The organism is Streptomyces sp. f51 (assembly GCF_037940415.1).
Lineage (GTDB): Bacteria > Actinomycetota > Actinomycetes > Streptomycetales > Streptomycetaceae > Streptomyces.
Map to the genome: position 1 here is coordinate 1,559,323 of NZ_CP149798.1, position 18,888 is coordinate 1,578,210.

The 18,888-nt window shown below is 68.7% G+C and carries 19 protein-coding genes; 3 read left to right on the plus strand and 16 right to left on the minus strand.

The window, feature by feature from the left end:
- Window positions 1–17 precede the first annotated feature (17 nt).
- Window positions 18–1,256 carry a WD40 repeat domain-containing protein gene (locus tag WJM95_RS06990; RefSeq protein ID WP_339128639.1) on the minus strand — a complete coding sequence of 413 codons (1,239 nt, stop codon included), beginning with the start codon at window positions 1,254–1,256 and terminating at the stop codon, window positions 18–20.
- Window positions 1,253–1,822 carry a SigE family RNA polymerase sigma factor gene (locus tag WJM95_RS06995; protein ID WP_339128640.1) on the minus strand — a complete coding sequence of 190 codons (570 nt, stop codon included), beginning with the start codon at window positions 1,820–1,822 and terminating at the stop codon, window positions 1,253–1,255. Before WJM95_RS06995 ends, WJM95_RS06990 begins: the two co-directional genes overlap by 4 nt.
- 137 nt (window positions 1,823–1,959) lie before the next feature.
- On the opposite strand from WJM95_RS06995, the gene WJM95_RS07000 reads away from it, so the two are divergent.
- Window positions 1,960–2,457: a hypothetical protein gene (locus WJM95_RS07000; protein WP_339128641.1), complete on the plus strand. Its 498-nt coding sequence runs from the start codon at window positions 1,960–1,962 to the stop codon at window positions 2,455–2,457.
- 1,493 nt (window positions 2,458–3,950) lie between these two features.
- On the opposite strand, the gene WJM95_RS07005 is transcribed toward WJM95_RS07000, so the two are convergent.
- The 5 genes from WJM95_RS07005 to WJM95_RS07025 all read right to left on the minus strand — a co-directional run bounded on the left by WJM95_RS07005 (window position 3,951) and on the right by WJM95_RS07025 (window position 9,041).
- On the minus strand, window positions 3,951–4,154 hold the full coding sequence (locus WJM95_RS07005; protein WP_339128643.1) for a hypothetical protein: 204 nt from the start codon (window positions 4,152–4,154) through the stop codon (window positions 3,951–3,953).
- A 1,151-nt stretch (window positions 4,155–5,305) separates the two neighbouring features.
- The gene (locus tag WJM95_RS07010; RefSeq protein WP_339128644.1) at window positions 5,306–6,241 is read right to left on the minus strand and encodes a hypothetical protein; all 936 of its coding nucleotides are present in this window, start codon (window positions 6,239–6,241) and stop codon (window positions 5,306–5,308) included.
- Window positions 6,242–6,887: 646 nt separating this feature from the next.
- Window positions 6,888–7,877 carry a 2,3,4,5-tetrahydropyridine-2,6-dicarboxylate N-succinyltransferase gene (gene dapD, locus WJM95_RS07015; RefSeq protein ID WP_339128646.1) on the minus strand — a complete coding sequence of 330 codons (990 nt, stop codon included), beginning with the start codon at window positions 7,875–7,877 and terminating at the stop codon, window positions 6,888–6,890.
- Window positions 7,878–8,113: 236 nt separating this feature from the next.
- On the minus strand, window positions 8,114–8,689 hold the full coding sequence (locus WJM95_RS07020; RefSeq protein ID WP_339128647.1) for a TetR family transcriptional regulator: 576 nt from the start codon (window positions 8,687–8,689) through the stop codon (window positions 8,114–8,116).
- A 31-nt stretch (window positions 8,690–8,720) separates the two neighbouring features.
- On the minus strand, window positions 8,721–9,041 hold the full coding sequence (locus WJM95_RS07025) for a multidrug efflux SMR transporter (RefSeq protein WP_326788478.1): 321 nt from the start codon (window positions 9,039–9,041) through the stop codon (window positions 8,721–8,723).
- A gap of 181 nt (window positions 9,042–9,222) precedes the next feature.
- Between WJM95_RS07025 and WJM95_RS07030 the strand changes: the two genes are divergently transcribed.
- Window positions 9,223–10,320 carry a hypothetical protein gene (locus WJM95_RS07030; RefSeq protein ID WP_339128648.1) on the plus strand — a complete coding sequence of 366 codons (1,098 nt, stop codon included), beginning with the start codon at window positions 9,223–9,225 and terminating at the stop codon, window positions 10,318–10,320.
- Here the strand turns inward: WJM95_RS07030 and WJM95_RS07035 are convergent.
- On the minus strand, window positions 10,309–10,674 hold the full coding sequence (locus WJM95_RS07035) for a VOC family protein (protein ID WP_339128649.1): 366 nt from the start codon (window positions 10,672–10,674) through the stop codon (window positions 10,309–10,311). The genes WJM95_RS07030 and WJM95_RS07035 overlap by 12 nt on opposite strands.
- A 388-nt stretch (window positions 10,675–11,062) precedes the next feature.
- Between WJM95_RS07035 and WJM95_RS07040 the strand changes: the two genes are divergently transcribed.
- On the plus strand, window positions 11,063–12,022 hold the full coding sequence (locus WJM95_RS07040) for an AbfB domain-containing protein (RefSeq protein ID WP_339128650.1): 960 nt from the start codon (window positions 11,063–11,065) through the stop codon (window positions 12,020–12,022).
- 93 nt (window positions 12,023–12,115) lie between these two features.
- Here the strand turns inward: WJM95_RS07040 and WJM95_RS07045 are convergent, their stop codons facing one another.
- From WJM95_RS07045 to WJM95_RS07080, 8 genes are all read right to left on the minus strand, one after another.
- Window positions 12,116–12,436 (minus strand): metal-sulfur cluster assembly factor, encoded by a 321-nt coding sequence (locus WJM95_RS07045; protein WP_339135400.1) that lies wholly within the window; start codon window positions 12,434–12,436, stop codon window positions 12,116–12,118.
- Window positions 12,437–12,549: 113 nt separating this feature from the next.
- On the minus strand, window positions 12,550–13,014 hold the full coding sequence (gene sufU, locus WJM95_RS07050; RefSeq protein ID WP_151470345.1) for a Fe-S cluster assembly sulfur transfer protein SufU: 465 nt from the start codon (window positions 13,012–13,014) through the stop codon (window positions 12,550–12,552).
- 15 nt (window positions 13,015–13,029) lie between these two features.
- Window positions 13,030–14,286: a cysteine desulfurase gene (locus WJM95_RS07055; protein ID WP_339128654.1), complete on the minus strand. Its 1,257-nt coding sequence runs from the start codon at window positions 14,284–14,286 to the stop codon at window positions 13,030–13,032.
- Window positions 14,283–15,056 carry a Fe-S cluster assembly ATPase SufC gene (gene sufC / locus WJM95_RS07060; RefSeq protein WP_339128656.1) on the minus strand — a complete coding sequence of 258 codons (774 nt, stop codon included), beginning with the start codon at window positions 15,054–15,056 and terminating at the stop codon, window positions 14,283–14,285. The genes WJM95_RS07055 and sufC overlap by 4 nt, the downstream gene beginning before the upstream one ends.
- Before the next feature lie 8 nt (window positions 15,057–15,064).
- The gene (locus WJM95_RS07065; RefSeq protein WP_339128658.1) at window positions 15,065–15,388 is read right to left on the minus strand and encodes a bifunctional 3-phenylpropionate/cinnamic acid dioxygenase ferredoxin subunit; all 324 of its coding nucleotides are present in this window, start codon (window positions 15,386–15,388) and stop codon (window positions 15,065–15,067) included.
- Window positions 15,388–16,569, minus strand: a complete 1,182-nt coding sequence (sufD, locus tag WJM95_RS07070) for a Fe-S cluster assembly protein SufD (protein WP_339128659.1) — start codon at window positions 16,567–16,569, stop codon at window positions 15,388–15,390. Before sufD ends, WJM95_RS07065 begins: the two co-directional genes overlap by 1 nt.
- Before the next feature lie 57 nt (window positions 16,570–16,626).
- A complete protein-coding gene (sufB, locus tag WJM95_RS07075) occupies window positions 16,627–18,048 on the minus strand; it encodes a Fe-S cluster assembly protein SufB (RefSeq protein ID WP_037625848.1) in 1,422 nt (473 codons plus the stop codon).
- Window positions 18,045–18,788, minus strand: coding sequence for a metalloregulator ArsR/SmtB family transcription factor (locus tag WJM95_RS07080; RefSeq protein ID WP_339128661.1), 744 nt, complete (start codon window positions 18,786–18,788; stop codon window positions 18,045–18,047). The genes sufB and WJM95_RS07080 overlap by 4 nt, the downstream gene beginning before the upstream one ends.
- Window positions 18,789–18,888 lie beyond the last annotated feature (100 nt).

Sequence of the window (18,888 nt, forward strand, 5' to 3'; positions counted from 1 at the left end):
GGACCACCGACGTCGGCTCAGCGCTCGACGAAGAGGGGCTCCCAGCGCCCCACCGAGACGTCGGTGCCCTTGAGGAAGCCGCTGAGCGGCACCTCCTTGTCACTGCCGATGGTGACCAGCACCAGCCGAGTGTGGAACTCGTTCTTCTCGCCCTTGGCGATGTCCCAGGCGATCAGGGACTTGTCGTCGGCCCAGGCGAGGAGCTGCTGGCCGTGGACCTCGGCCAGGTGTTTGCCGGTGCGCGGGTCGAGGATCCATGAGGAGGTGTACCACTTCTCGCCCGCGAAGTCCCCGGCCATCTTGGTGCCGTCGGGCGACAGGCCGGCCGTCACGAACCAGGTGCGGTACCGCTCTCCGCGGGGCGCGCTCACCTCCCGTCCGGACACGTCGTAGAAGCGATCGCCGGGGGTGATCGGCTGTTGGCCCGTGATGGTCTTCCCGTCGCGGCAGAACCCGAAGTCCTGGCGAAGGTTGATCTCGTTGCCCTGATCGTCCCGTTTCACCCCCACGTCGGCCCAAGAGCCCTTCCCCGACAACACGTCGAAGGCATAGAAGCCGGTGCGGGAGGAGTTCAGCGACACGGGAATCCTGTCGATGTCGTCCATCTTGATGCGCTGGTCGGGATTCGCGCTGTACGTGGTCGCCAGGAGCTTCGTGCCGTCGTGAGAGAACTCCAGCCCGCCCACCGGGTGGTCGACCGGGATCCACCGCTCGACCTTGCCGCTCCCGAGGTCGAGCAGCCCGATCCGGTGTGCGGGCAGATTCCGCTCCAGTACGGCGGCGGTGCGCAGTCCGGGGGCCACGGCGACCCACGACCACCGGGTGTCCTTCTCGTAGTGGCCGGACTTCGGGTCGAGCAGCCAGTAGGTGCGCACGTCGATGCCTCTGTGGACGCCGTCGTGGACGCTCTGCCAGTCCGTCTTCTGGGTGTAGTACGCGGCCAGCGCCGTTCTCCCGGCCGCGACCAGCGAGTGCACCGGTGACTGTCCCGGGTGCGCAGAGGGCGCCGGGTGCGTGGTGGCCGGCTTGGGATGCACCCCGCCCAGGGGCCGTACGTCATGCCCGCCGGAGTCCAGGCCCGGCACCGCGATCGCGGCGGTGAGCACCGCGGCCGCGGCGACCGCGACGGACGCGACGCGCCGGGTCCGCCGACGCCGGCGGACGGCGAACACCCGGTCGGCGAATCCCGGCGGTGTGCGCTGGGCGTCCTCGGACTGCTCGCGGAGCGTGTCGCGCAGAAGTTCTTCGACGTTCACCGGTGTACCTCCACGGGCGAGAAGTCACGGGCCGCCTGCCGGGGCTCGTTCCCCGGGCCGAGCGCGGCCAGTTCGGGGGCGAGGGCGCGCAGCCGGGCGAGCGAGCGGTGGGTCGTGGAGCGGACGGTTCCGACGGAACAGCCGAGGAGGCGGGCCACCTCGCTCTCGGGCAGGTCCTCGAAGTAGCGCAGCACCAGCACGGTGCGCTGCCGCGCGGTGAGCCGGGCCAGCGCGCCCCGCATGACGACCCGCAGTTCGGCGGCCGAGGAGGTGTCCGCGCCGGGGACCGCACGGCCGGACGTCTCGGGCGGTTCGGCGACGCTCAGTTCCCTTCTCGGCCACTTCAGCCGCCAGCGGCTGACCTGCTGCCGGTAAAGGATCCGCCGTACGTACGCCTCGGGTTCGTCGACCCGGTTCCAGCGGCCCGCCACCTTGATCAGCGCGTTCTGGAGCAGGTCCTCGGCCGCGTGCCGGTCTCCCCCGCTCAGCAGCACCGCCGTCTTCAGCAGTGTCGACGACCGGTTCGCCACGAAGTCCCGGAAGTTCTCATCCGCTTCGGCATCCATCGTCACCTTCTCGTCTCCGGTGGCCCCTTGTGACGCACCCCTGTGCCCCTGGTGACGCGCGCCGCCACGCCCCGCTATGCCTCCGGGCCGAGAAAATTACGCCCGCTCCCGCAGCCGGTGTCCTCTACCGTGACCCGATGAGCCGACCCCTGCTGTTCCTCGACGTCGACGGCCCGCTCAATCCGTACGCGGCCCAGAAGGAGCGCCGGCCCGCGGGGTACACGACGATCCGGGTCGCCCTGGAGCCCGGCCGGCCGCTGCGTGTGTGGCTGCACCCCGGGCACGGCCGCACTCTCCTCGCCCTCGGCTACGAGCTGTGCTGGGCCACCACGTGGATGGACTCCGCCAACCGCTGGATCGCCCCCGTGATCGGCCTGCCCGAACTCCCCTGGGTCGACTTCACCGGCGCGCTGTTCGCGGAGCGCCCCGACGGGGTCCACTGGAAGACGGAACGCATCGTGGCCCATGCCGAGGGCCGCCCGTTCGCCTGGGTGGACGACGAACAGAGCCCGGCCGACGACACGTACGTGGCCACCCACCACCCGGCCCCCGCGCTGCTGCGTCACGTCAGCCCCCGACTCGGCCTGCGCGATCCGGACTTCGAGGCGCTGAAGGAGTTCGCGTGCGGGCTGTGAGGGTCACGGGGCATGGCAGCGGATCTTAACGCGAGCCGACCGCCCGGGCTGCCCGGCATCGTGCCGAGCGGCATCGTGCCGGTGGGCGCCGTTGCCGACGGGGCTCACCTGGGCGTACACGATCCCCGGCCATGAAGGGTTCGACGATCGCGCCGACCGGCGCACAAACGCTCACCGCTGCCGTCGGGACGGCGCGTCGAGGCCTCCGGCCAGTCACCCGGACGCGGACGACGCCCCCACTCCCTTTCGCCCATCAGGAACGACGGTGACGATCTTCGCGCTCTTCATCTGGGGGGTCTTCCTCTGGATGGCCCGTTCCGTGTGGCGCATGCGTGCCCTGCCCCTGTGGAGGAGGGGACTGCCCCTGGCGCTTCTGGCGGGCAGCGGGACCAGCTGGATCATGGCCGCGGAGCTCGGCCACATCGCTCCGCTCCACTGGCTCTCCACAGCGCTGTGCCCGACCATGGCCCTCGCCGGTGGGCGCGTGACAAGGCCGCCTCTAACCATGACATCAGCAGCTGACACCAACAGCCGCGAACGACAGCGGTCGAGGCCGAACCTGAGCGACTGACCAGCCGCGGTGCAGCACACGAGGACCGGCGTCGCCAGCTCCCCGTGATCGACCTGATAAGGATGTAGGCAGAGGGAAAACCCACGCTCAGCCGACGACTCGGGACTTCAATCGGCCCACGATGCATCACTGGCTTGACTCGGGTGTTGAGACTCAACTGGTCGCGCCGGTATCTTCCGTAGCAGGTGCTTGCGCAGATGTTGTCTTCGACTGTTCCATACCCCCATGACGCAGCGATCATTTGTAGGCGGGTTTAAACGCCGCTTCAGCCCGCATCCCACTCAAGTGCCACGAACGACTTGGCAGAGATTCCTGAGAGCTAAAACGGATTCCGGCTGGCCGCTGTTGGTGCTCAATTTTTCCACAAATGCCCTTTTTTCCGCGATTTTCATATACTCGGCGCTCACTGCCCATGTACTCCCGGCCCTCTATTGGTGGTTGAGCGTCGGCTGCCTCCTTGATCTTCTGCTGACTGGACACGCGATGGCGTGTGTCGCCAGAGGCCAGGCGGGACGGCTCGCACCAGAAGCGCCCGGGGCTCGGCCAGACCCTGGCTCGCAGCAGGGCAGCCGCACCCGCCTTGGCGGGTACCAGGGCAAACACACCTGAGGTCCGCACACGCCCAGAAGGTGCCGCACAGTGGCGAAGCCCGCAGCCGACCGGCAGTAGCCGCTCACGGCCGTCTGGCAAGGCGAGCATGCCTCTGCAACCTTCGTGCCCAAGGTTCACATAGAGGAGACAGGGCGCGACCCCCGGGCTGCGCCTCTCTCGTGCCGGAACTTACGGGGAACCGAGGTTCATGGGCGTGAGTTCCGCCGGGCTCCGTCAGGCTAGGGAATCCGCAGGTCACACCCAAGATCGCCCAACCTCGCTCCTAAAGCGGTGATCGACGGCACCGCGCGGCCTACCGGTCCGCCGCCAATCAGGAGTAGAAGCCTTGGCCGTACTCCACAGGCCCGACGGTGAAGTCGTCCGGACGATCGCGGCGCAGTTCCTCATACCGTGCCGCGAACACGTCAATGGCTTCATGAATTGTGCAGCCCAGCGCTTCACGGATCGCCATGATCGCAAATATGATCCGGTGATCGAGGATGTCGCGGTCTACGCTCGCCGGCAGTGCGGTCACGGCTCCTCCGAAGTCGCTGTACAGCAGCGGAGTACAGCAACCGCACAGACCGCAGTCAACCGAGTAAGACTCCTGGCAAGCCAGCTGTCAGGCAATCGACCCTCAGTAACCGTAGTGCCCATAGTTCGCATCGAGGTGGCCTGACAACGGCAGCGCGGACGGTCCAGGGGTAACCCCTGGGCCGTCCGAGAAGAACGTCGACGGCTAACAACGGCTGGACTACAGAGTAGAGGGTCATCACGCCCCGGTGACCGAAGCCAGGTAGGCGTTCGCCTTCTCGGGGTCGGAGCAGGTTTCCACGCCTTCGTTCAGCACGGTACGCCGGACGTGACTGCTGCCGGGAGCCATGAAGATGATTCGCCAGTCGCCTTCGCGCCGTCTGGCGTCCGCCAGGTGCTCCGCTGGTCCACTCGGCGGTTCGGCAATCAGAGGCGACTGGACAGGTAGACAACGGCACCGAATCCGATGAGGGATACGACGCCGGCCACGAACCTGAACCGGCTCGGCGTCATGGTGGACGGCGCAGCGGAGGTCAACATGTCCATGAGAGCGAAGAATCGCAGCCCGATGTTGCGGTAGTCAATTGCAACGAGCAAGAAGAAGAACGTTGGAACGGCAATACAGAATATTCTGAAAAGATCGGATATCACAGCGTCTCCAGATTGCAAGCAGCGAACCTGCGCAATGTACCAGCCCCCTACATCGCCCTAAATCGACCACCAGGGAAGATGCAGGGGGCTGGTTTTACCGATTACTCGTTGCGTAGATGCTTTAGATCACCGCCAACCCGGCCGTCATGCCGAACGCTGGAGGGCCTTGTCGTAGACAGGCGCAATCGCCGTCCGAGTGTGCTCCCGACTGCTCGGCCCGGAAGTTGCCCACGGTGAAAGGCCGCGAGTTGGGAGGGCGAGCGAAGAAACGTCCACATGGAGGGGCATGGCACGATCCCCGGACCGTGCCACTCTCGTATCAGCGCGGGCGGGGAGCCACGGGTCAGTCTCAACGCTGATCCACGACACGTACAAAGGGGTTGGCACCCTGTGTTTCTACTGAGATTCTTCGCGTGATGTCGCGGAGCTCGGCTACCGAACAGCAACAATGCTCGATCCATGAACGGCTCTGCCCAAAGATCACCAGTAGACCCTCTCGGCTCAAGCGTCCAGCGCCTTACGGATCTGTCGTTGCGTCACCTTGTGCCGGACGCGACCGGAAAGCCGCTCCAGCTCGGAGTGACCCGCTTGTTGAGGAACGCGGGCCAGGGCGCGTACGGCAGTGCCGGTCAGCGGGGTTCGCAAGGGAGCACGTTCGACCAGGTCTCCTAGGGTGCGGATGGATGCGGGGTGCGGCGGCAGCAAGGAGAGCATCCAGGTGAACCCGGCGAGTGCAGGCAAGTTGTACGGGTCGTAGGCGCCGTCCCAGCGGCCCCCGCCGTCGGCGGCGAGGTCCAGCCAGGGCGTCACCGTCCGGCGGATCTCCTCGGTGCTGATCGGGGCGGTGAGGGCCAGCGCCCTGCGGTCCCAGGCGCGCGTGGGACGCGCCACCGGCGCGAGCAGAGCGTGGCCGATGACGCCGGGCCAGGGCTCGCCGAGCGAGGGCAAGTCGGTGAGCAATGCATCGGCCCACGGCTCGCCGGGGTTGAGTACGGGGCCACGAAGGCGGTCGAGCACCGGTGTCACGCATTCCGTGGGCCAGGCGTGCTCCAGCGCAGAGCGGCGAAGCAGGGCGACAACCGCTTCGGGTACGTGCCTGCCGGCGTCCAGCAGAGCCTGACTGCACGCCCACAGCTCGTCGCTGATTCCACAGGACCAGAACTGATCTGCCATCTCCATCAGCAGGGCTTCCCATGCCTCGCACCAGTCGGCGTCGACGATGTCACGCGAGACTGCGGCAAGCAGTACCAGCCCGCGGTTACCAACCTCACTGCCTGCCGGTGTCGTTACTGCGTGCTCGGCGAAAGACCGGGCCAGTGCAATTCGGTCTGCCTCTGGCAGACCGCGCAGCATCGTCGTCACTCCGAAGCCCTCGTGCCATGGTTCCTTCGCAAGGATCAAGGCGCGCGACAGCTCGGCAAGGTCGCCCTTGCTCACCAGCTCCCCTATGTAGTCGACTCGTGCAGCTGACTCCCACGGTGACGTCACCAAATCCATGGCGGGAGCGTACGGGCAGCCGCCGACAACGCACGGGAACGCGGCTCGAAGGACTTCCCTTGTCCCGCTCCTACCGATGATCTTTGGGTGGAGTGGTTCGTGGATCGAGCATTGCTGCTGTTCGGCAGCCGGGCTCCACGACATCACGCGAAGAATCTCAGTAACTGCGTGACGTGGCCGACGGACACCAGCGGACGCCCGCGAACGTCTGTGGACCGTCGGCGCAGGTGAGAACCACACCAGCCCAAGGCAGCACGCCCGTACAAGTTGCTTCGGGACGAAGCGGTCCCCGTGCCACAGCCGTGCCACATCGTGCGGTCAACCACGGTCAACGACGGCTTGCCGCGGTCGAGATGCGCCGTTCGCTTGGACTGCGGCTACAGCCGGACTGACCTGAGCGCCTTCACCACCGGCTACGTCCGCCCTTACAAGGCCGATGTCTCCCGTAACGCACGAGCGCCCTCCCGGGCCGTCCTGGGGCCGTGGAAGGGCGCTCGATGGTGACCAGCGTCGACAACTGCCGACAGCTCAGCGGCAGGTCAGAGCGGTGATCGATTCGGCGGCCGCAGGTCACGGCCGCCGAAGGTCAGTTGTGGCTGTGCAGGATCTCGTTCAGGCCGCCCCAGACCGCGTTGTTCGGGCGGGCCTCGACGGTGCCGGTGACCGAGTTGCGGCGGAAGAGGATGTTCGAAGCGCCGGACAGGTCACGGGCCTTGACGATCTCGCCGTCGGGCATCGTCACGCGCGTGCCGGCGGTGACGTACAGCCCGGCCTCGACCACGCACTCGTCGCCGAGCGCGATGCCGACGCCCGCCTCCGCGCCGACGAGGCAGCGCTCGCCGATGGTGATGCGGACGTTGCCGCCGCCCGAGAGGGTGCCCATGGTGGACGCGCCGCCGCCGATGTCCGAGCCGTCGCCGACGACGACACCGGCGGAGATACGTCCCTCGACCATGGAGGTGCCGAGCGTGCCAGCGTTGAAGTTCACGAAGCCCTCGTGCATGACGGTCGTGCCCTCGGCGAGGTGCGCGCCGAGGCGGACCCGGTCGGCGTCCGCGATACGGACTCCCTTGGGGGCGACGTAGTCCGTCATGCGCGGGAACTTGTCGATGGAGGTCACCTGGAGGTGCAGGCCCGCGGCGCGCGCGTTCAGCCGGACCTTCTCGACGTCGTCGACGGCGACCGGGCCGAGCGAGGTCCAGGCGACGTTGCTGAGCAGCCCGAACAGGCCGTCCAGGTTCTGGCCGTGCGGCTTGACCAGGCGGTGCGAGAGGAGGTGCAGGCGCAGGTAGGCGTCGTGCGCGTCGAGCGGCTTGTCGTCCAGCGACGCGATGACCGTACGGACCGCGACCACCTCGACGCCCCGGCGGGCGTCGGGGCCGACGGCCTGCGCGGCGCCCTCGCCGAGCAGTTCCACGGCCCGCTCGGCGGACAGGCGCTCGGTGCCGGCGGGGCCGGGCTCAGCGGACAGTTCGGGGGCCGGGAACCAGGTGTCGAGAACGGTGCCGTCGGCGGTGAGGGTGGCGAGCCCGGCGGCGACGGCGCCGGTGGTACGAGAAGCAGTCGTGTCGGTCATGAGTGCAACCTAACTTGACGGGGGCCGCGCGGGCGAACCGATGCGCGGGGCGTCTCGCCGACCGGGCGCCCGGTCACCGCGGCAGACCGTCCCGAGCCATCCCGGTCACCGCGACTGACCACCCTGCCGACACCGCCGGACCACCCAGTTGCCACCGCCGGGCTGGACGGACGCCACCGGCAGGGCGTCGGATGCCACCGCCGGGCCGTCGGCCGCCACCGCCCTGCCGGTCAGGCTCACCGCTCCGGACCGTCCTCCGAGCCTCCCGCCCCGCCCCGCAGGATCCGTCCCAACACCTCGCGCGCGTACCCCTCGTCGTACGACGTCCCCGTGAGCAGCACCTGGAGGCAGATGCCGTCGAGCAGGGCGACGAGCGCCCGTGCGGTGACCGCGTCCGTGCGGCGGGTCAGCGGTGCGACGAGGCTGTCGATCCACTCGGCGGCCACCGGGCGCAGCGCGGGCCTGCGGAGCGCGGCGAGGTAGAGCTCGTACTCCAGCTCCACGCCCGTGGGGTCGCCGGCCAGCCATTCGCCCATCAGTCCGGCGAGTTCGGCGGCGAGGTCCGTGCGGGTGTCCTCCAGGGTGCCGCGCGCGGCGAGCACCTTGGCGAAGCCCTCGTTGGCCTGGCGGAGGGCCGCGACCATGAGTTCGTCGAGGGTCTTGAAGTGGTACGTGGTGGAGCCGAGCGGTACGTCGGCCTCGGCGGCGACGGAGCGATGGCCGAGCCCGGCGATGCCCTTGACGCCGACGACCCTGATCGCCGCGTCGATGATCCGCTGGCGCCGCTCGGGGTCGTACCGCCGCGTCGTCACGGTCCGCCGTCCGGGGTGCCGGGCCGGGCCATCAGTGCGCCCCGCCCAGGTTCAGCAGGACGACCCCGCCGATGATCAGCACGATTCCGGCGGCCTTCGCGGCCGTGAGTCCCTCGCCGAGGAAGAGCATCCCGATCGCGGCGATGGCCGCGGTGCCGACGCCGGCCCAGATCGCGTAGGCCGTACCGACCGAGACGGTCTTCAGGGTCTGCGCCAGCAGCGCGAAGGCGACGACGTATCCGAGGACGGTCAGCAGGGACGGCCACAGCCTGCTGAAACCCTCCGTGTACTTCATCGCGGTGGTCGCCCCGACCTCCGCCGCGATGGCACCGGCGAGCAGTACGTATCCCATGCGTACGACTGTACACATCGCCCGCTCCGGACCGGAACAGGCGAACGCATCCGACGGCCGCGACCGGCCTCGTACGGATCCCGTATATGCCGTGGGCACCATGCGCCTCAGCGGATATCGTTCGCGATCACAAGGGGGCGGAGTCGAACAGATTCCCAACAACACATGGAGCGCGAGGGTCATGTCGGACAGTTCGGGGTGGGGACCGTCGGGACCGTACGGGGGTGCTCCGGGCGGCTGGGGCTGGATGCCACCGCCGCCACCGCCGCCCAGGCCGGGTGTGATCCCCCTGGCCCCGCTCGGCGTGGACCACATCCTCGGCGGCGCGTTCGTCACCCTGCGCCGTTACGCGAAGCCGCTGCTCGGGCTCAGCGCGCTGGTCGGGCTGGTCCTGGCGGGCGCGACGTTGGGCATGGAGGTCCTGGTCCGGCATGTGACCGCGGCCCGGCTGGACCGCATCATCTCCGGGGCGCCCCGGTCCGTCGACTGGACCGACGTGCGGACCGTTCTCGTCGCCTCCGGTGCCGTGCTGGTCGCGACGTCGCTGCTCACGCTCGTGGCGAGCGCCTTCGTCCAGGCCTCGTCCGCGGCGACCCTGCACGACGCCGTACTCGGCCGGCGGGCGGGACTCGGTGCCGTCTGGAAGCGGGCCCGGCCGCGCGTCCCGTCCGTGCTCGGGGTGATGCTGCTGCTCGCCCTGATCGCCGCCGTACCGACATCGCTGTTCCTGCTCATGTCCTTCGCGCTGGTCGCCACGGCCGCGTCGGTGGAACCCCTCATGTCGTTCGGCACCAGTTTCCTGCTCTGGCTGCTCGCGGTGCCGCTGACGACATGGCCGCTCGTCCTGTTCAGCTTCGCCCCGGCCGCCGCCGTGCTCGAGGGCGCGTCCCCCGTGACGGCGATACGGCGGTCGGCGCGGCTGGTGCGCGGCGCGTGGTGGCGTACGTTCGGGATCACGCTGCTCGGCGGCCTGGTCGCGTTCATGGTCTCCGTCGTGGTCAATCTGCCGCTCACCCTGGCGACGCCGACCCCGCAGCCGTACGGCCCCACGGGACAGCAGCAGGTCCACGAGGTCGGTTTCTACGTCCAGTTCCTGCCCAGCATGGGATCCCACCTGGTGCTCTCGGCGATCACGAGCGTCCTCGTCCAGATGTTCTGCCTGGCGTTCATGCCGCTGGTGTCGAATCTCCTGTACATGGACCAGCGCATCCGCAGGGAGGGCCTGGCGGACGTGCTCGCGCGCGCGTCCGCCCAGCCGGCGCCCGGCTCAGTCGAGTAGGGACTTCTTCGGCCGCAGCACACAGAACTCGTTGCCCTCGGGATCGGCGAGGACCGTCCAGGTGACGTCCTCGCCCTGCCCCACGTCGGCCCGGCGCGCCCCGAGGGCGAGGATCCGCTCGACCTCGGCGTCCCGGTCGTCCGGGGCGAGATCGATGTGGAGCCGGTTCTTGACGGTCTTGCGCTCACCCGCGGGCACGAAGCAGATTCCGGGGAGCGCGTGCGCGTCGGCGCCGATGACGATCTCGTGCTCGTCCTCGAACAGCACCTGCCAGTCGAGGACTTGGCACCAGAAACGGGCGAGGGCCGGCAGATCGTGGGCGTCGACGGTCAGTTGGTAGAGGGAGACAGCCATGAACGGCAGTCTCCCCCGGCGACGAACGCTCCGCCACCGCGTCCGCAGCACCCGGTACACCCCGCCGCACCCACGGGCACACATCGCCGGGCGCCCCCTCTGGACGCCCCCGCCGGCCACCCGTGGGCCGCCCCCGGAGCCCCCCGCCCGGAGCCCCGGCCGCCTCCCCTGCCCAACTCCCTTACCTCTGTGGCCGATTGCCCGAAAAGAACCGCCGGTAACTACTTGCATCGCCGCGGGAAACGACTGCTCGGTAGTCACCGGTTCCACTACTGTTTCACCAGCCGCGCACCGGTTCTCCATGACCACTCCGCTCCGTGTGCCACGCGCACCCTCGCCCTCCGCTCGGCCCTCTCACGCGCTCGCCCTCCCCCGCTTAGGAACGCGCATGCCAGAAGTGACGCCGGGATCCGGTCCCGACGGATCCACCCCCTCCAGGGAGATCGTTCCCTGGCGCCCCACCGCGCACGGCGCCCCCTACCCGGGCTCGACCGACCTCGTGCCCGTGTCCGCGAGGCCCTGGCAGGCCATCGGCGCGGACGACGAGGTCCGGCTGCCGGGGACACGGCGGCTCTGGCTGGCCGGTGGACTCGCGGTGGCCGTCACCATCGCCGTCATAGCCGTGATCTCCGTACAGACAGGCACTTCTGACGTCTCATCACATCAGACGGGCAACAGGACGACGGCCGACACGGCGAACCCCTTCCTCGGCGCCCCCCTCGCGCCGGCGGGAGCGACCACGCCCCCGGCCGGCAAGAACGCGCTGTCCTCACCGGGGAGTTCACCCTCGGTGTCACCGGATTCGCCGTCGGGGAGCCCAGTGTCGCCGAAGCCGTCCGACGAGGGCTCCGGTGGCCGGTCCGCCTCAGGGAAGCCGGCGCCCGCCGCGTCCGGAACCGCTTCCCGGCCCGGGACGGCCTCGCGGCTGAGGTCGGTCCAGGCGGTCAACTACCCTGACAGGTACTGGCATCTGAGCGACGGTCAGGTCCTGCTCGATCCGGTGAGTCCGTCGAGTGCCGCCTCGACCCGGCGGGCCGCCAGTTTCAAGCTGGTTCCGGGGCTGGCGAAGTCCTCCTGCTACTCCTTCGCCACCGTCGACGGCTCCTATCTCCGCCACCGCGACTTCGTCCTGCGCGCCGACCGCGACGACGGCTCGGCCCTCTTCCGCGAGGACGCCACCTTCTGCCCCCGCACCGCCTCCCGCTCGGGCGCCGTCATGCTGGAGTCGGTCAACTACCCGGGCCGTTTCCTGCGCCACCGCAACTTCCGGCTCGTCCTCGGGCGTCAGGAGCGCGACCGGCTCTACGAGCAGGACTCGGCGTTCCGTCTGGTGCGGGGCCTGGCCTGAGACCGGGACCCACCGGGAAACGCGGGCGGGGAGGCACCCGAAGGTGCCGCCCCGCCCGTCGTGCTCGGGAGCGAAGGCCCCGGAGCCGGAGGATCAGACGTTGAACCCGAGCGCGCGAAGCTGCTCGCGGCCGTCGTCCGTGATCTTGTCCGGGCCCCACGGCGGCATCCAGACCCAGTTGATGCGCAGCTCGTTGACGAGGCCGTCCGTGGCGGACTTGGCCTGGTCCTCGATGACGTCGGTGAGCGGACAGGCCGCGGACGTCAGGGTCATGTCGATCGTCGCGATGTTCGCGTCGTCGATGTGGATGCCGTAGATGAGGCCGAGGTTGACGACGTCGATGCCCAGCTCGGGGTCGACGACGTCGTAGAGCGCCTCGCGGACCTCTTCCTCCGAGGCGGGCTTCGTCGTCAGGCCCTCGGCCGGAGCCGCGGCGGCCTCGGCCGGAGCCGCGGTGGCCTCGGCCCGCGCGACCGCGGACTCGTCCGACGTCACGACGGTCTCGTCCGATGTCACTGTGTTCTCGCTCATGCCGTCTTCCTCTCGGCGCTCTCGCCCAGAGCCTGGGCCGTCGCGTCCTTCCACGCCATCCAGCTGAGGAGGGCGCACTTGACCCGGGCCGGGTACTTGGAGACACCGGCGAACGCGACCGCGTCCTCCAGCACCTCCTCCATCGCGTCGTCGGGCTCGATCCGGCCCTTGGACTGCATCAGCTCCAGGAAGGTCTCCTGGATCTTCTGCGCGTCGGACACGTCCTTGCCGACCAGGAGGTCGTTCAGTACGGAGGCCGAGGCCTGGCTGATCGAGCAGCCCTGGCCCTCGTACGAGATGTCCTCGATGCGCTCGCCGTCGTACTTCACGCGCAGGGTGATCTCGTCACCGCACGTGGGATTGACGTGGTGCACCTCGGCGTCGCCGTCCCTCAGACCGCGCCCGTGCGGGTGCTTGTAGTGGTCCAGGATGACTTCCTGGTACATCGAATCCAGCTTCACGTCCCAGCCAGCCCCTCAGCCGAAGAAGTTCCGTACGTGCTCCAGGCCGTCGACCAGAGCGTCGATCTCGGTCGGCGTGGAGTACAGATAGAACGACGCCCGCGTGGTCGCGGGAATTCCGTACCGCAGGCAGACCGGCCTGGCGCAGTGGTGACCGACCCGGACCGCGATGCCCTGCTCGTCGAGGACCTGGCCCACGTCGTGCGGGTGGATGTCGCCCAGGGTGAACGAGATCGCCGCGCCGCGGTCCTCGGCCGTGGTGGGGCCGATGATCCTGAGGTCGGGGACCTCCGCGAGCCGCTTCACCGCGTACTCGGTGAGCGCGTGCTCGTGGGCGAGGATCTTGTCCATGCCGATCGAGGACAGGTAGTCGATCGCCGCGCCGAGTCCGACCGCCTGCGCGATCGGGGGCGTGCCCGCCTCGAACTTGTGGGGGGCCGGTGCGTACGTCGACGAGTGCATCGACACGGTCTCGATCATCTCGCCGCCGCCGAGGAACGGCGGGAGGTCCTCCAGGAGTTCCTGGCGGCCCCACAGGACGCCGATGCCCGTCGGGCCGCACATCTTGTGACCGGTGAAGGCCACGAAGTCGGCCTGGAGGGCCTGGACGTCGAGCGGCATGTGCGGCGCGGCCTGGGACGCGTCGATCAGGACCAGGGCCCCGACCTCCTGGGCGCGGCGCACTATCGCCTCGACCGGGTTCACGGTGCCCAGGATGTTCGACACCAGCACGAAGGAGACGATCTTCGTCTTCTCCGTGATGACCTCGTCGATGTTCGACAGGTCGAGACGGCCGTCGTCGGTGAGGCCGAACCACTTCAGCTTCGCGCCGGTGCGCTGCGAGAGCAGCTGCCACGGAACGATGTTGGAGTGGTGCTCCATCTCGGTGATGACGATCTCGGTCTCGTGGTCGACCCGGTAGGGCTCCTCGGCCCAGCCGAGCATGTTGGCCACGAGGTTGAGCGACTCGGAGGCGTTCTTGGTGAAGATCACCTCGTCGCGGCTCGGCGCGTTGATGAACGCGGCGACCTTGTCCCGCGCACCCTCGTACAGCGCCGTGGCCTCCTCGGCGAGCACATGCACACCGCGGTGGACGTTGGCGTTGTAGCGCTCGTAGTACTCGTTCAGGGCGTCCAGGACCTGGCGCGGCTTCTGCGAGGTCGCCGCGTTGTCCAGGTACACGAGCTTCTTGCCGTCGTGGATCTGGCGATCCAGGATGGGGAAGTCCTTGCGGATCGCCTCGGTGTCGAGGAGGCCCGGCAGCTGCGTCACGCGGATACGCCACCCTTCGTGTCGACTGCGTACGACTCGTAGCCCTCGTTCTCCAGCTTGTCGGCGAGCTCGGCGCCGCCGGACTCGACGATGCGGCCACCGGAGAAGACGTGGACGAAGTCGGGCTTGATGTAGCGCAGGATGCGCGTGTAGTGCGTGATGAGCAGGGTGCCCACCTCACCGGTCTCGCGGACGCGGTTGACGCCCTCGGAGACGATGCGCAGGGCGTCGACGTCCAGGCCGGAGTCGGTCTCGTCGAGGATCGCCATCTTCGGCTTGAGCAGTTCGAGCTGGAGGATCTCGTGGCGCTTCTTCTCGCCGCCGGAGAAGCCCTCGTTCACGTTGCGCTCGGCGAAGGCGGGGTCCATGGAGAGGCGCTCCATGGTCTCCTTGACCTCCTTGACCCAGGTGCGCAGCTTGGGGGCCTCGCCGCGGACGGCGGTGGCGGAGGTGCGCAGGAAGTTGGAGACCGAGACGCCGGGGATCTCGACCGGGTACTGCATCGCGAGGAACAGGCCGGCGCGGGCGCGCTCGTCGACGGACATCGCGAGGACGTCCTCGCCGTCGAGGGTGACGGTGCCGCCGGTGACCGTGTACTTGGGGTGGCCCGCGAGCGAGTAGGCGAGGGTCGACTTGCCGGAGCCGTTGGGGCCCATGATGGCGTGCGTCTCGCCCTGCTTCACGGTCAGGTCGACGCCCTTGAGGATCTCCTTCGTGGCGTTGTCGGCCTCGACGGTGACGTGCAGGTCGTGGATTTCAAGCGTTGCCATGGATTGCCTCAGGACTCCTGGTTGAGGGAGACGAGCACGTCGTCCCCTTCGATCTGAACGGGGTATACGGGGACGGGGCGCGTCGCGGGAAGGCCGGACGGCTTGCCGGTGCGGAGGTCGAACGCGGAGCCGTGCAGCCAGCATTCGATCTGACAGTCCTCCACCTCGCCCTCGGAGAGCGAGACGTTCGCGTGCGAGCAGATGTCGTTGATCGCGAACACCTCACCCTCGGTCTTCACGACCGAGACCGGCGTGCCGTCGAGTTCCACCCGCTTGGGGGTGTTCTCCTCCAGCTCGCTCAGTCCACAGGCGCGCACGAAGGTGCCGGGCATCAGAGCGACGCCTCCAGCTCCTCGTCGATCTTCACGAGAAGGCGCTCTTCGATGTCGTCGACACCGATCTGCTGGACCAGCTCGGCGAAGAAGCCGCGGACCACCAGACGGCGGGCCTCGTCGGCCGGGATGCCGCGGGCCATCAGGTAGAAGAGCTGCTCGTCGTCGAAGCGGCCGGTCGCGGAGGCGTGGCCGGCGCCGACGATCTCGCCGGTCTCGATCTCCAGGTTCGGCACGGAGTCGACGCGGGCACCGTCGGTCAGAACCAGGTTGCGGTTCATCTCGTAGGTGTCCGTGCCCTCGGCCTTGGCCTCGATGAGGACGTCGCCGATCCAGACCGCGTGCGCCCCCTCGCCCTGGAGCGCGCCCTTGTACATGACGTTGGACTTGCAGTGCGGGGTGTTGTGGTCGACCAGGAGACGGTGCTCCTGGTGCTGGCCGGCGTCCGTGAAGTACAGGCCGAACAGCTCGGCCTCGCCGCCGGTGCCCGCGTACGCGACGCGGGGGTGGAGGCGTACGACGTCGCCGCCGAAGGTGACCACGAAGGACTTGAAGGTGGCGTCGCGGCCGATCAGCGCGTTGTGCTGGCCGACGTGGACGGCCGTGTCGTCCCAGTCCTGGACGGAGACGACGGTCAGCTTGGCTCCGTCGCCGAGGACGTAGTCGACGTTGGCGGCGAGGACCGCGTCACCGGTGTGGTCGATGACGACGACGGCCTCGGCGAAGGCTCCCAGCTCGACGACCTGGTGGCCGTAGGCGACACCGCCCTCGCCGTGCACGGCGATCCGGATGGGCTCGGTCAGCACCGTCTCCTTGGGGACGGTGACGACGCCGGCCTTCTCGAACGCGGAGAACGCCTGGGCGGCGACACGGTCCACGGGGGTGGCGGCGCGGCCGATCCGGGCGTCGTCACGGGCGACCGTCTCGACGGTGACGCCCTCGGGTGCCTGCACGTCGACCCGTACGCCTTCGCCGGTCGCGACGGCGGTGCCGTCGTGCAGCCCGCGCAGGCGCTCCAGCGGGGTGAACCGCCACTCCTCCTCGCGGCCGTGGGGGACGGGGAAGTCCGCCACGTCGAAGGACGGGGGCGCGCTCATGCGCGTGGCGACGGTCGACTCGGCGGCCACCGCGATCTGGCCGGCCGTCGTGGATCCGACCGGGATGTTCTGAGCCTCAGCCATGGCTGTCGGTCTGCTCGCTTTCTTACGTGAGTGGCTTGACGGGGGCGGTGTTCGGCGTCAGCCGACCGCGCCCTCCATCTGGAGCTCGATCAGCCGGTTGAGTTCGAGGGCGTACTCCATGGGGAGTTCCTTGGCGATCGGCTCGACGAAACCGCGCACGATCATGGCCATCGCCTCGAACTCGGTCAGACCGCGGCTCATCAGGTAGAAGAGCTGGTCCTCGGAGACCTTGGAGACGGTCGCCTCGTGGCCCATGGACACGTCGTCCTCGCGGACGTCCACGTACGGGTACGTGTCGGAGCGGGAGATGGTGTCGACGAGCAGCGCGTCGCACAGGACGTTCGACTTGGAGCCGTGGGCGCCCTCGCCGATCTCGACGAGACCGCGGTAGGACGTACGGCCGCCACCGCGCGCCACCGACTTCGACACGATGTTCGAGGAGGTGTTCGGCGCCATGTGGACCATCTTGGAGCCGGCGTCCTGGTGCTGGCCCTCGCCCGCGAAGGCGATGGACAGGGTCTCGCCCTTGGCGTGCTCGCCCATCAGGTAGACGGCCGGGTACTTCATCGTGACCTTGGAGCCGATGTTGCCGTCGATCCACTCCATGGTCGCGCCCTCGTACGCCACGGCGCGCTTGGTGACCAGGTTGTAGACGTTGTTCGACCAGTTCTGGATGGTCGTGTAGCGGCAGCGGGCGCCCTTCTTCACGATGATCTCGACGACCGCGGAGTGCAGGGAGTCCGACTTGTAGATCGGCGCCGTACAGCCCTCGACGTAGTGGACGTAGGCGTCCTCGTCGACGATGATCAGCGTCCGCTCGAACTGGCCCATGTTCTCCGTGTTGATACGGAAGTAGGCCTGGAGCGGGATCTCCACGTGCACGCCCTTCGGCACGTAGATGAAGGAGCCGCCGGACCACACCGCGGTGTTCAGCGACGCGAACTTGTTGTCGCCGACCGGGATGACCGTGCCGAAGTACTCCTTGAAGAGCTCCGGGTGCTCCTTGAGAGCGGTGTCGGTGTCCAGGAAGATGACGCCCTGCTCCTCCAGGTCCTCACGGATCTGGTGGTAGACGACCTCGGACTCGTACTGCGCGGCGACACCGGCGACGAGGCGCTGCTTCTCCGCCTCGGGGATGCCGAGCTTGTCGTACGTGTTCTTGATGTCCTCAGGCAGGTCCTCCCAGGACTCCGCCTGCTTCTCCGTGGAACGCACGAAGTACTTGATGTTGTCGAAGTCGATGCCCGACAGGTCGGAACCCCAGTTGGGCATGGGCTTCTTCTCGAAGAGGCGCAGGCCCTTGAGACGGAGCTTGGTCATCCACTCCGGCTCGCTCTTCTTCGCGGAGATGTCGCGGACGACGTCCTCGTTGATGCCGCGCTTGGCAGAGGCACCGGCCGTGTCGGAGTCGGCCCAGCCGTATTCGTACTTGCCCAGACCCTCGAGTTCGGGGTGGGCAGTCTCCGTGGGGAGCGTCATGCGGGGTTCCTCCCGGCCGTGCTTGCGGATGCGTTCTGAGTGTCGTGCGAGATCTTGGGGATGAATGTCGTGCACACCCCATCGCCGTGGGCGATGGTGGCCAGTCGCTGCACATGCGTGCCGAGCAGCTGGGAGAAGAACTCCGTCTCCGCCTCGCAGAGCTGCGGGAAGCGCTCGGCGACATGCGCGACCGGGCAGTGGTGCTGGCAGAGCTGCTCGCCGACCGGTGCGCTGCGCGCCGTGGCAGCGTACCCGTCCGCGCTGAGGGCCTTCGCCAGGGCTTCGGTGCGCTCTTCGGGGGTCGCGGCCTCTATGGCCTCGCGGTACGCCCCGGCCTGTGCGGCGATCCTGGCGCGGGCGAAGGAGAGAACCGCCTCGTCCCCGCCCTCGCGCTCGGCGATCCAGCGCAGGGCGTCCTCGGCGAGCTTGTCGTAGGACTGGTCGAAGGCGTCCCGGCCGCAGTCGGTCAGGGCGAACACCTTGGCGGGACGGCCGCGCGTCCGCGCTCCGTAGACCCGCTGCTCGCGTGCCTCCACGATGTCGTCGGCGGCCAGCGCGTCCAGATGGCGGCGCACGGCGGCATGGGTCAGGCCCAGTCGGCCCGCCAGGTCGGCGACGGTCGACGGGCCGTGGTCCAGGATGGAGCGCACGACCCGGTTGCGCGTCGAGCGCTCACCGGTCGCGAGTTCCTCCTGCGGGGCCCCCGCGGGGGTCTCCCGAGCCTCGCCAACGTTTTTCACAACACCATTGTTGCGTAATTCCTCCGGGCCTGACAAGCCGCGCCCTCCCGGGCGGGCGGTGCGCTGTGTCACTTAGGCATACCTAAGGTGACCTGGGCAA